Origin of the sequence: Natronorubrum texcoconense (assembly GCF_900100335.1) — an archaeon.
Classification (GTDB): Archaea; Halobacteriota; Halobacteria; order Halobacteriales; family Natrialbaceae; genus Natronorubrum; species Natronorubrum texcoconense.
Map to the genome: position 1 here is coordinate 380,698 of NZ_FNFE01000004.1, position 12,289 is coordinate 392,986.

Consider the following 12,289-nt stretch of genomic DNA (forward strand, 5'->3'; position numbering starts at 1 on the left):
CGGCGTCAGCGGCTTTGCGGGTCGATCGGTGGCGTACGCCGCACTCGCAGCCGGCGGTCTGGCGGTCTGGTCGTTCGCCCGCCCTCGCTCCGGTCGGCTCTCGTCCGCACGGCCCGCGTATCACGCGGAGTCGGCGACGGTTGCGCTCGGACTTCTCGTCGCGCTCGTCGTCGTTGGTGGCGGGTTACAATCAGTCGGTCCCGCTGCCGGGCTCGGCGCGCTCGTCGTCGCGCCGGCGGTGATTCGGTCCCGACGAGCGTCCGGCTCTCGCCGGTCTTCGCGAGTGGCGAACGCAGGGCCAACCGGTTTCCGACGCCTCGCCGACAGTTCTCGTATGACCGACGACAACCGACAGCTGGGCGTCGAACTCGGCGAACTCGGCGACCAACTCGAGTCCGCGGAGTATCCGATGAGCGAAGACGAGTTGCTCGAGGCGTACGGCGACGAGGAGATCGAAATGGAAGGCGAGACGTCGACGCTCGAGGACGTCATCGGCCCGCTGAACGAGGACGAGTACCGAGACTACGGCGAGGTCGAACAGGCGATCATGAACATGGTCGGCGACGAGGCCATCGGACGGAAGAACTACAGCGACCGCACGCCCCCCGCGACGGGCGAGGACCGTCAGGACGAGGGCGCACCGGACCAGGACGACCAGGAAGGTCAGGAGTCGTTCTGAGGGGTCGCCGAGGGCCGTTCGCTCGGGTAGCTCGTCCCGACGCGAGTTTACGGGCCAAAAACCAGCAGTATGAAGGATCCGATGCCGATGAAAAACGCCGGGACAACGGTTATTTTGGGCAGTACTGAGTGCGTTTTCGAGATTCCGTGCGTGAGAAGATAGATGCTCCAGAGGATCGCGATGAACGCCGTGATCAGTTGCACGGCCGCCAGTTCGCTCAGCGCCGGTACGGCGGCGATATCGGCGGTGAGCTCTTCGGGCGTAAACGTGGTGTACGTCAGCTGCTGCAGCTGTCGCCAGCCGTAGAGTGCCGTCGGAACGAACACGACGATATTCGGTGCGTACGCCCAGCCGGCGACGGCGACCGCGTCGGTGTGCGACCCGCTCGCGTTCGCACCCCCGCTTCCGAAGTGCATGATCGCGGCGACGACGAGCAACGTGATGCCCCCCAGGGTCGCCGACGTGACTAACAGATTGAGCGTCATCGCCAGCGTGTTGTCGGGGACGAAGAGCTGCCAGATAACGACGGAAAGCCAGACGACCTCCAGGAGGGTGTACGCCACGAAGACGGCCAGTCCCTGCTGTAGCGTCTCGGAACGCGTTTCGAAGTAGCCCGCAGGATCGAACAGCGGTGTTCGCGGCGGCATACCCGATGTGACGGTTCGAACATACTATCTGTTTCGGTACCTATAGAACGTAATACGAACGTCGAGCGGTGTCGGTATTTGTGCTGATAGCGTTCGCCTTCCGTATCATCGGGTTCGTTCGATGACCGGTCGTGACCGGTCGATGACTGCGTGTCGACGCCCGAGCGAGCCAGCGATCGGAGAGCGCGGTGAGAACGGTTCAAGTCGATTGGGTTGCTACTCGTAGGTCACGACCGACCGCCGATGACCACACCATCCCCTCCATCGATTCCGGACGACACGTACGAAGAACTCGTCGAGGCGACGCTCCTCGCGCTCTCCAAGACGGGCTACCTCGACCTGCGTGTCCGCGATATCGACGCCGAGTTTCCGAAGAGTCGCCAACTTATCCATCACTACTTCGACGGCAAAGACGAGTTGGTGACCGAGACGCTCTCGGTCCTCGTCGATCAGTACAGCCGGGAGTTAGACAGTTCTCCGGGTGACGACCCGCTGGCGAAACTGAACGACGAGATCGACCGAGTTCTCCTGGGCGAAGCGATAGCGGACTTCGACTACTGGATGTTCGTGACGGCGCTGTACGAGATCATGGCGCAGTCCCACCACAACCGGGATCATCAGGTACTGATCAACCGGCTCACCGACGAACTCGTCGATCACTTTCACACTATCATGCAGGGGGGAATCGACCAGGGCGTTTTCGAGGACGTCGACACGCTCCGACTCGCGAAGGTGCTGGACGATCTCATTACCGGCGCACAGAGCAAGAAGATCTTTCTCGGTAACGACGACGCGCTCCTCGAAACGCGAGCGATGATCGATCGACTCGTCATTAGCCAACTGGTTCCTGCTGACACCTCGTCCGCGACGGACTGATCGCCGAACGGTCGGCGCTCGAGTCCCCCGAGCGTCGTCGCGTACATTCTATGCCTCGGTTCGGCCGTTGATTCCACGTCGAACTGATCGGTATAGTTATGACGTTTCCCGTTCGGTAAACTAGGAGTGATTCAATGACCGCCATCCAGACGAGCGGACTCGCTCGACGATTCGGAGACGTCGTCGCCGTCGAGTCGCTCGACCTCCACGTCCGAGACGGCGAGGCCTACGGCTTTCTCGGCCCGAACGGCGCGGGGAAATCGACGACCATCAACATGCTGCTGGGCTTCACGCCGCCGTCGTCGGGCTCGGGGACGGTACTCGGCTACGACATCGAAGACGAGTCGCTCGCCATCCGCCAGTCGATCGGCGTGCTCCCGGAGGACTTCGGGATGTACGAGCGTCTGACCGCCCGAAAGCACGTTCAGTTCGCCATCGACACGAAAGGGGCTACGGACGACCCCGACGACCTCCTGTCGCGCGTCGGACTCTCCGACGCCGCCGACCGCAAGGCCGGCGGCTTCTCGACGGGGATGAAACAGCGCGTCGCGCTCGCGATGGCTCTCGTCGGCGAACCCGAGTTACTCATCCTCGACGAGCCGTCCTCCGGGATCGACCCCAACGGGGCCCGCGAGATGCGTGCGATCATTCAGGAAGAACTCGACCGCGGCGCGACGGTGTTCTTCTCGAGCCACATCATGGAACAGGTCGAGGCGATCTGCGACCGCGTCGGAATCATGAGCGGCGGCCGACTCGTCGCCGAGGACTCGATCGACGCGTTGAAAGACCAGTTCGACGACGAATCTCGGCTCATCCTGACCGTCGACGCCGTCCCCGACGGAATCGTGTCGCGCCTCGAGCCGGTCGACGGCGTCCTCGACGTCCGCGTCGATGGCACGGACATCGTGACGTCGGTGTCGAACTCGCGGTCGAAGGCCGTGGTCATCAACGCGGTCGAGGACGCGGGCGGCGTGATCGCCGACATCACCGCCGAGGACCACTCGCTCGACGATCTGTTCGCTGCGTTCACCACCGGTGACGGGGCGACCCGCGGCGACGCGCGAGCGTCTCGAGCCGAAGCGGCTCTCGAAGAGGTCGACGCATGAGCTGGGTGCAGATCGCGCGGAAGGATTTCGCGGACGCGAGCCGATCGATGATGCTCTGGATCCTCTCCGCGCTGATGATCCTGCTCGTCGCGGGCATCTCGTCCATCCCACACCTCCTCCACACCCCCGGCCAGGGACCGGCCCCCGGGTTCGACGAGGCGTTGAGTTTCCTCTTTACGGTGGTCGTGACGATGATCTCGATCATCGGGCTCGTCGTCGGCTATCAGGCGATCGTCGGAGAACGCGAATCCGGGAGCATTCGGTTCCTGCTCGGGCTGCCGAACAGCCGTCTCGACGTGATCATCGGGAAGGTTCTCGGTCGAGCCGCCGTCGTCGCCGTTCCGACGGTGATCGGCTTCGTCGTCGGCGGCATCGTGATCGCAATCCTCTACGACGGGTTCGACGTCGTGACCTACGTCAGTCTCCTCGCGTTCTCCGTGCTCATCGGACTGGTGTACGTTGCTCTCGCCGTCGGCGTCTCCGCGAGCGTCAGCACCCGCGCGAAGGCGGTCGCCGGCGTGCTCGGTATCTACATCGTCACCGACTGGCTCTGGTGGGCCGTCCCGATGGCGATCTACTGGCTACTCGAGCGAGAACTTCCCGGCACCACCGATCTCCCGACCTGGTACCTCTTCGTCGAACGACTCGGTATCTGGGAGCCGCTCGCGGTGATCTCCGGAACGCTCGTCGACATCGCCGGTGTCGAGACCGTCCCGCCGGCGGATCGACTCGCCGGTGACGTTCCGTTCTACCTCGAGCCCTGGTTCGCCTGGGTGTTCGTCGCCGCGTGGATCCTGGTCCCGCTCGCGATCGGCTACTACCGGTTCAATCGGACGATTCTCAGCTAACCGTCGACCGATCTCGAGAAAATCGCATTCGGTGACGGCACTGCTATTCTATCGCGTTCGACCGGCGATCAGTCGTCGTCATCGCCGGCTTCCGTCCGCGCAGTTCGGCGCTGGGCACGCTCGATGAACTCCTGGGGCAACTCCTCGATCTCGCCGGCCTGGACGCCCCAGAGGTGCGAGTAGAGCCCGCCGTTCTCCAGCAGTTCGTCGTGGCTGCCGCGTTCGGCGACACTCCCGCCCTCGAGCACCAGGATCTGGTCGGCGTCCTTGATCGTCGAGAGCCGGTGGGCGATGGCGAACGTGGTCCGCTCCTCGGTCAGATCGTCGATCGAGCGCTGGATGAGCATCTCCGTCTCGGTGTCGACGTCGCTGGTCGCTTCGTCCAACACGAGGATATCGGGATCTTTGAGCACCGCGCGGGCGATGGCGACGCGCTGGCGCTGGCCGCCCGAGAGCTTGACGCCGCGCTCGCCGACCATCGTGTCGTAGCCGTCGGGCAGATTCCGAATGAAGTCGTGAGCCTCGGCGGACTTCGCCGCCTCGACGATCTCCTCGCGGGAGGCGTCGAAGGTGCCGTAGGTGATGTTCTCCTCGACGGTGCCGTAGAAGAGGAACGACTCCTGACCGACGTACCCCATCGACTGGCGCAAACTCGGCAGGGAGACCTCGCGGACGTCCTGACCGTCGATCCGGATGGCTCCGTCGTCGACGTCGTAGAGCCGGAGGAGGAGTTTGAGCACGGTCGACTTCCCGGCCCCCGTCGGGCCGACGAGCGCGACCGTCTCGCCGCCGTCGACGTCGAACGAGACGTCGTCGATGATCCGCTCGTTCTGTTCGTAACCGAAGCTTACGTTCTCGTACTCGACGCGTCCCGCCGTCACCTCGAGATCCGCGGCCCCTTCGTCGCGTTCGATCCGGCCCTGTTCGTCCATCAGACCGAAGATGCGCTCGCTCGAGGCCTCCGCTCGCTGGTACATGTTGACGACCTGGCCGAACTGGGCCATGGGCCAGACGAGCTGCTGCGTGTAGAGAATGAACGCGACGAAGACACCTTCCTGGAGCGTCCCCGTGAACGGCCCCGGCGCGGTGCCGGTGAAGACCCAGTAGCCCCCGACGACGAACGTGAGGACGAAGCCGATTCCCGAAATGAGTTGGAGGCCCGGGAAGAATCGAATGCGCAGCCAGATGGCCTCCCAGTTCGTATTGTAGTACTTCTTCGAGACGTCCTCGACGCGGTCGGACTCGTAGGGCTCGGTGTTCGAGGACTTGATGACGCCGATCCCGCCGAGGTTGTTCTCGAGCCGGGAGTTTACCTTCCCGACCGAGGAGCGGACGGCGGCGTACTTCGGCTGGATCTTCTTGACGAAGATGTAGGTAAAGATCGCGATCAGCGGGACGGGTGCGAGCGAGACCAGTGCGAGTTGCGGGTTGAGCCAGAACAGCAGAAATGAGATCCCGACGACCATGACGATCAGCCGCGTCGCGGAGTTCATCCCCTCGTTGAGGAAGCGCTCGAGTTGGTTGACGTCGTTCGAGAGGACCGACATCATCTCGCCGGTCTGTTTCGAGGCGAAGAACTCCATATCCAGGCGCTGCATCTTGTCGTAGGTCGCGGTCCGGACGTCGTGTTGAATGTCCTGCGAGAACGCGTTGAACCCCCAGTTGCGCAGCCAGTGGAAGATCGCACCGAGGACGAACGAGCCCGCGATAGCGGCGGCGACGAACCAGAACTGGCCTTCGCGCGTCGCCGGCAGCCACGCTTCGGGCAGGATCACGAGCGGGACCTGCTCGGCGAAGGCCGCATCACCGAAAATCGCGTCGATGGCGACGGCGAGCAACAGTGCAGGCAACAGATCCAGCGCTCGCGCGAGCACGCTCGAGATCAGCCCGACGGTAGCCGAAAACCAGTAGGGACGACCGTACTCGAAGAGCAAGCGACGCATCGGACTCTCGACCTGCTCGCGCTGCTCCTCGAAGGGGTCGTCATCGTCCCAGTCGACGTCCTCCATTGCGTTCGGCTCGGGGTCCGTTGCCAATAAGGGTTGCTACGAACCGAAACATCTCGACGGCCGAGCGCGCTCCGGACGTTTTCGTGTGGGGCTCATCGGTACTCGATTTCGATCACGTCGCCCGGTTCGATTCCCATCCCGTCGGCGTAGCCTCGCGGCACCTCGAGGACGTACTGGGCCTGCCCGGTGTGCTCGAGATCCTCGCCGTCCTCGTCGGTCTCGGGTGCGCGGGCCTCCTCGATGGACGTGATCTCGCGGTCGGCGTCGACGAAGATGATATCGATGTCGAAGTCCATCTCGCGCATGACGTAGGTTCGTTCGCCCTCGCTCGAGTGGACGAACAGCATTCCCTCGCCGTCGGCGAGCGAGTCGTGATCGCTCAGCCCGGTGTAGCGTTCGGCGCGGGTGTCCGCGACCTCGGCGTCGATGACGGCGAGTTCGTCGCCGGTGTCGGCCTCGAGGACGCGAACCTCGGCTCGCTCCTCGGCCCAGGGCGGGGTGACGAATCCCAACTGGAGGACGAGCAGGCCAATCAGGGAGAGAGTGGCGATGAGGAGGAGTGACTTCCAGACCCGCTCGAGGACCATACCGATCCTGCGGCGTGAGAAAGTAAAGGTTATTCGGACGGGGGGATTTGGTCGGCATACGGGCTCGTGGTCTAGCTGGTTATGACGCGGCCTTTACAAGGCCGAGGTCGGTGGTTCGAACCCGCCCGAGCCCATTTCTGTGGCGAGCAATTCCGCGAGCCACAGAAATGTATGTGAGGGCGGGTTCGAACCCTATCAGTCGCGCGCAGCGAAGCGAGCACGTCTGATTTCGGTTCGAACCCGCTCGAGCCCACCATCGAAACTCGCCCGCTGTCACACTCCTTCCTGTAGTTCGGATGGAACACTCGCTCACTGGCTGGACGAATTGATCACGGACACATCTCTGAGGAAATAGAAGGAACAGGATGTGAAGACCGGCACTACAGGCAATTCAGTTAGTTAGTAGAGGGAGTGTCCGGCGATGGACGACATCTGAAAAAACGGTCCCCAAAAGAGACATCCAAAGGACACAGAGAACGAGTCCAAGAACCACTGCCCAGTGAAAGTGTATTGCAAGCGGTGCAAGAACTACTAGGGGAATAGCTATCGGAATAAGACTTATCTGTAGTAGTTCTCCAAGCCATGCCGGCCCAAAACCAGCCATTTCGATGAGCGCCCAGACGAAAGAGACAGCGATGAAAATACCGAATACGGCGAGAGCGGTATTATCTGGCTGAAACAGCCGCTGACGGTACGGTAACGTATACTGCTCAGTCTCGCCACGCTGCTGCCTGAAGCGTGCGACGACCGCAGCAAACACGGTAGAACCGAAAACCGCAGTTCCGATAGCAATTGCGACCACTTCTGTGGTGGGTTCCGTGTAGGGTGGTAGCCGCTCCGTCGTCACGTTACGATTGATGTACCACACTGCCGGAAAGAGCGCCATAAAAAACGGAATGACCATTGGACGAATGAGTCGTCTCATTATTCACTCTAATTTATGCTAACGTATAAACATAATCATGCTCTGCACCCGTTTTGCAGTTACTGAAGAGAGTGAGAGGAACACCGGTACCTGCTTGCCCTGTACGTGCCGTTGGATGCTCACAATCGATCTCCCGCCGAGCATCTCAACCTCCCTTCCGCTAACCCGTCGCGATAGGTCCACGAAAACGATCCTCCCGCCCGATTCGACTCGAGACGAATCGACGATCCCAACTCGAGTGCCCACAACTCACGACACTAGAGCCACAATCACTGCGCCGAGTACAGCTCCGCGTACGCGCCGTCCAACTCGAGCAACTGTCCGTGCTCACCACGTTCGGCGATAGTGCCGTCCTCGAGCGTGTAGATCCGATCCGCGTCTCGAACCGTCGAGAGACGGTGGGCGATGGCGAGGATCGTGTACTCCTGGGACATCTCCTCGATGCCGTCCTGGACGCGGCGTTCGATGTTCGCGTCGAGGTCGCTCGTCGCCTCGTCCAACACGAGGATGTCGGCGTCCTCGAGCAGGGCGCGGGCGAGGGCGACGCGCTGGCGCTGACCGCCGGAAAGGCGAACGCCGTCGTCGCCGAGTTCGGTGTCGTAGCCCTCGGGCAGTTCGTCGAGGAACTCGGTGACCTGGGCGATTTCGCAGGCCTCTTCGATCTCCTCCCTGGATGCGTCGGCGTTCCCAGCCGTGACGTTCTCGAGGAGCGTCGTGTTGAAGATGTAGGGGTCCTGCCGGACGAACGCGAGTCGCGAGCGCCACTCGTCGGTGTCGAACTCGCCGATGGGGTCGCCGTTGGCGGTGATCTCGCCGCTGTCGGGTTCGTAGAGCCGGGCGACCAGCGCGGCGATGGTCGATTTCCCCTCGCCGGACTGGCCGACGAACGCGACGAACTCGCCGTCGTCGACGCGGAAGGAGAGGTCGTCGAGCACCGGCTCGTCGGGTTCGTAGGAGAACGAGACGTCCTCGAACGCCAACGGCGTCGGCGTCTCGGGAACCGGTCGGTCGCCGCCCTCGTGATCCTTGTTCGCCTCGAGTTCCTCGATGAACTGCTGCGTTCGGACGAGGTGTGGGAGCCGCCCTTCGACCTTGTAGAAGTACTCGTTCGCGTTGCTGACGCGGGGGCCGAGCTGGAACATGATGAACAGGAACGCGGCCAGCGCGCCAAGCGACATATCCGCGAACGTGATCGAGACGTAGATCAGGCCGAACACCATGACGGCGATCCCGAGGTTGTACGCACAGCCGATCGCGGCCTCGTTGCGGCCGAGTTTGATCGACGAGTTCGTGAAGCGCTCGAGGTGAGTGGAGAACGTGTCGTAGATCTCGTCGTGTTTCCCGATGAGTTTCACGTCCCGGATCCCCTGGGTCCCCGTCTGGACGCTCTGTTGGATCCCCTCGTTCGCGTCGGCCACCTGATCGCCGACGTCGTAGCCGCCCTCGAGCACGTGTCGAACCAGGAAGGTCAGGCTGACGATGGCGACCCCGGCGACGACGGTCATGAGCGGCGAGATGTAGAAGGCGATGGCGAGGTACATCCCGATCAGGAGCACCTGTTCGAAGAAGCGAACAAAGTCCCGGATCACCTTTCCGGCGTACTCCGCCTGCGTCACGATCGCGTTGAGGACGTCGTCGGAGCCTTCCTTGTCGAAGTAGGCGACTCGAGCGTCGAGCGCGCTCCGGAAGGCCTGCGACTGGAGGTCGCGAACGTAGTGGGTCCGCAGCCAGACGCGCATCCAGCCGACGGCGAACGACGCGAGATACCGAACGGTGATCACCGCGCTGACGGTCAGCACGATGTAACCGAGCGTAAACGGTATCCCGATGAACTCGAATGCGGTCAGGAAGACGCCGACGAGTTCGTCGTCAGCGGCGGCCTCGCCCGACCCCTGCGCCATCTCGATGATCGGGATGATGAAGCTCACCCCGACGCCCTCCAGTACGGCGACGATTCCGCTGAAGACAATGAGGAAGACCGTGAGTGCCGGGCGGTAGGTCGCAACGAGGTACAACCCCCGGAGCTTCTCGCGACGCGTGAGATCCTCGGTAGACATGAATTCGATTCGTATGACCGTTCGAGACGGTATTGTTATGGGAACGTTATCCGCGTGGAGAGTGTTCGCCTCCGATGGTAGTATTCGACTATGGACCGTGAACGATTCTGCCATCTTTTGCGCCCACGGGACGTTTCCCACCGTATGTCACTGCCCGATCGGTCGTCGCTGCCGACTCGGACCATAGAGCGCGTCTACGCCGATCTGCCGTTCGACGTCCCCTCGCCGGTCAAGAACGCCTACATTCGCCGAACGGTCGACGACGACTTCGGTCCGTTCGATCATCCGCCGGATCCGTTCGCGACGCTGGCGGTCGATCCGGCCAACGTTCGATCGTTCACCGGTCGTCCCTATCCCCCCTATCACGAGAAGGAGGCACAACTGGGCACCGTCCGCGACGGCGACTGGGACCGAACCGACGACGTGGAGATCGTCGACGACGACTACCGGGAGCGATACGACCTGTACCGGGCCGATCGGTTCACCGAGAGCGTCTTCTTCGAGTCGATGCGCGCGCATTTCGAGGACGGCGTCGACTGGACCGAGACCCCGTTCGTCGAGCGCTGTCTCGAACTGGCGGACGCCGGCGAGCCGTCCTGGCGGAGTCTGACCTCCCGCGAGGATATTCTGGATCGGTGTGCGGCGATCGATGCGCTCTACGAGCGGATCGAACGCGACGGCTACCGGTCCCAGCGAGACCTCGATTACGGCTCCCTGCTCGGCGTCACCGAAGAGGTGCTCGTCGACGTCGGTCGCGGCGGCGACCTTCTGTTCGTCAACGGTCGCCACCGACTGGCCATCGCGAAGCTGCTGGGTCTCGAGTCGGTTCCCGTGGGCGTCCTCGTTCGCCACCGAGACTGGATGATCTATCGAGACGACTGCGGCCGATCGGGGACGGTTCCCGACCACCCCGACCTCCGCGACTTGGCCGAGACCGACGGCTGAGCGGTGCGTCACCTGCTCGCGAACTACTTCCTCAGAGAACGAACGCTCGTCGAGACACCGTGCGGGCCAAAGCGACGTTCGAGCCACGTCCCCGCCGTGACTGCTACCCGAAACGGCTAGCGCTTAGCGACGAGATCCAGCCACTTCGAGGACCAGATCCACTCCGTCGACGACGGTCGATCGTCGTCAGTCGTCGCGATTCGCACGCCGACGACGCCGGACATCGACTGCGGGTCCCACTCCGCGTCGGCTGGTGCCGGCCTGAACGCGTCGTCGTCTCGGTTCTCGAGCATGTTTCGTACCCGTTACGACGCGACGAAGGGGGTTAGTTAGGCGCGGCTGAACGGCGACCACGTGGTCCATACCGTTCGATTCGCCGTCGGTAATCGTCGATAGTGCGGCCGGAAGCGAACGGCTGCGGGGCACTCCTGCTACTCAACTACTCGGGACCGACATCGCGGCCCCCCTTCCCTCGTTCGAGGAATCGAACCCGTGCAGTTTGCACACGTCTGGATGATCGAGGTGTGCTTTCGCCCGATCGGCCAGCGCCGACCGTCGCGTCGCAGCTGAGAGTTCGTCGCGGATCGCCTGCCAGCGCGCGTGTCGGCGACGGACCAGTACGGGAATCTCCTCGAGATTCAGCAGCTTCGCGATGGCCAGTCGGTGGTCGCCGCGGTCGCCGTGTAACACCGTTCCGTCCCTGCCGATGCTCACCGTGACCTCGTCGAGTCGCGGATCGAGCGTCCGATCCCACTTGTAGAAGACGTCCCGCTGGTAGTCGGGTCGCTCGGCCCAGAGTTCCGGCTGCGAGCGGTAGCCGTCGGTCGCGATTCGCTCGTAGATCGCGTCGAACTCCTCGAAGCGCGCCTCGAGTTCGGCCTCGGTTGCACAGCCCTTCGGCTGTTCACCGGCTGCGAGTCGCTCGCGGTACTGCTCGAACTCGGCCGTCTCTCGCCAGGGAACGCCCCGATCGAAGTGTGCCTCGACGCTGCGGTAGGCAGCCGTCTCTCCGACCGGGACCGTGTCCCGATCCCAGTCGCCACCGTCGACTCGCCCCCAGCGTTTCGACGGCGTTCGGACCTGTCGATCGATTCGGGCCGGATCGAGCCACAGCCGAACGAAGGGATCCGCGTCCGTGATCGACTCGGGATCGACTCGCCGTCGCGCCCGGAGATACGTCCGTCCGGCCGGAATGCCCCCCGCTCGAGACAGCAGTCGTCGACAGAGTCGATCCCGTCGCCGCCGGTACACCGGAACGCTTCGACGGTACAACTCGCGCGGTCCCTCCGACCGCGCCGTCGAGGATGCACGTTCGAGTAACTCCCACGGACTGGGTTCTCGGGCCATTTTGCGAGGCTACGTGGCTTTGCGATGTCAGTAATGGGTCCGTGATAGTCATCCGAACTGTTGTCTCCGGCGCCAACGATCGTTTTGGGGGTGACCGGTAGCGGTCGTCGAGAGTGCTCGCTCACGGCTGTCGGTCCGGTTTGCACCATAGCATTCCATTACCCTCCACCCAACGTCGAGAACTGGGGATTACTGACGTCGATCGCTCCACTCGGAGTGCGGTAACTCGAGGATACGCTCACAGTGACCGCTTTCGATCTGCA

The 12,289-nt window shown here is 63.0% G+C and carries 12 protein-coding genes and 1 tRNA gene; 6 read left to right on the forward strand and 7 right to left on the reverse strand.

Annotated features, from left to right (window positions below; genetic code table 11):
• Window positions 1–334: 334 nt before the first annotated feature.
• Window positions 335–679, forward strand: coding sequence for a DUF5789 family protein (locus BLT08_RS23085; RefSeq protein WP_175529334.1), 345 nt, complete (start codon window positions 335–337; stop codon window positions 677–679).
• A 47-nt stretch (window positions 680–726) separates the two neighbouring features.
• Here the strand turns inward: BLT08_RS23085 and BLT08_RS14610 are convergent, their stop codons facing one another.
• On the reverse strand, window positions 727–1,326 hold the full coding sequence (locus BLT08_RS14610) for a YIP1 family protein (RefSeq protein ID WP_090308930.1): 600 nt from the start codon (window positions 1,324–1,326) through the stop codon (window positions 727–729).
• A gap of 243 nt (window positions 1,327–1,569) precedes the next feature.
• Here BLT08_RS14610 and BLT08_RS14615 point away from each other — a divergent pair, with 243 nt between their 5' ends.
• From BLT08_RS14615 to BLT08_RS14625, 3 genes are all read left to right on the forward strand, one after another.
• A complete protein-coding gene (locus BLT08_RS14615; protein WP_090308934.1) occupies window positions 1,570–2,202 on the forward strand; it encodes a TetR/AcrR family transcriptional regulator in 633 nt (210 codons plus the stop codon).
• 134 nt (window positions 2,203–2,336) lie between these two features.
• Complete coding sequence (locus tag BLT08_RS14620) at window positions 2,337–3,308, forward strand: ABC transporter ATP-binding protein (protein ID WP_090308938.1); 972 nt, start codon at window positions 2,337–2,339, stop codon at window positions 3,306–3,308.
• A complete protein-coding gene (locus BLT08_RS14625) occupies window positions 3,305–4,156 on the forward strand; it encodes an ABC transporter permease subunit (protein ID WP_090308942.1) in 852 nt (283 codons plus the stop codon). Before BLT08_RS14620 ends, BLT08_RS14625 begins: the two co-directional genes overlap by 4 nt.
• Window positions 4,157–4,224: 68 nt before the next feature.
• Here the strand turns inward: BLT08_RS14625 and BLT08_RS14630 are convergent, their stop codons facing one another.
• Window positions 4,225–6,165, reverse strand: a complete 1,941-nt coding sequence (locus BLT08_RS14630; RefSeq protein WP_090308946.1) for an ABC transporter ATP-binding protein — start codon at window positions 6,163–6,165, stop codon at window positions 4,225–4,227.
• Window positions 6,166–6,257: 92 nt separating this feature from the next.
• Window positions 6,258–6,752 carry a DUF192 domain-containing protein gene (locus BLT08_RS14635; protein WP_090308951.1) on the reverse strand — a complete coding sequence of 165 codons (495 nt, stop codon included), beginning with the start codon at window positions 6,750–6,752 and terminating at the stop codon, window positions 6,258–6,260.
• 60 nt (window positions 6,753–6,812) lie between these two features.
• On the opposite strand from BLT08_RS14635, the gene BLT08_RS14640 reads away from it, so the two are divergent.
• Window positions 6,813–6,886, forward strand: a tRNA-Val gene (locus tag BLT08_RS14640).
• Window positions 6,887–7,143: 257 nt separating this feature from the next.
• On the opposite strand, the gene BLT08_RS14645 is transcribed toward BLT08_RS14640, so the two are convergent.
• Window positions 7,144–7,677 carry a hypothetical protein gene (locus tag BLT08_RS14645; RefSeq protein WP_245724225.1) on the reverse strand — a complete coding sequence of 178 codons (534 nt, stop codon included), beginning with the start codon at window positions 7,675–7,677 and terminating at the stop codon, window positions 7,144–7,146.
• Window positions 7,678–7,946: 269 nt separating this feature from the next.
• Entirely contained in the window at window positions 7,947–9,734 is a 1,788-nt protein-coding gene (locus tag BLT08_RS14650) for an ABC transporter ATP-binding protein (protein WP_090308960.1), read from the reverse strand.
• Between the two features lie 144 nt (window positions 9,735–9,878).
• Here BLT08_RS14650 and BLT08_RS14655 point away from each other — a divergent pair, with 144 nt between their 5' ends.
• On the forward strand, window positions 9,879–10,679 hold the full coding sequence (locus BLT08_RS14655) for a hypothetical protein (RefSeq protein ID WP_090308964.1): 801 nt from the start codon (window positions 9,879–9,881) through the stop codon (window positions 10,677–10,679).
• A gap of 116 nt (window positions 10,680–10,795) precedes the next feature.
• Here BLT08_RS14655 and BLT08_RS23090 read toward each other — a convergent pair whose 3' ends face one another.
• Window positions 10,796–10,972, reverse strand: a complete 177-nt coding sequence (locus BLT08_RS23090) for a hypothetical protein (RefSeq protein ID WP_175529328.1) — start codon at window positions 10,970–10,972, stop codon at window positions 10,796–10,798.
• Window positions 10,973–11,114: 142 nt separating this feature from the next.
• Entirely contained in the window at window positions 11,115–12,026 is a 912-nt protein-coding gene (locus tag BLT08_RS14660) for a hypothetical protein (RefSeq protein ID WP_090308968.1), read from the reverse strand.
• Window positions 12,027–12,289 lie beyond the last annotated feature (263 nt).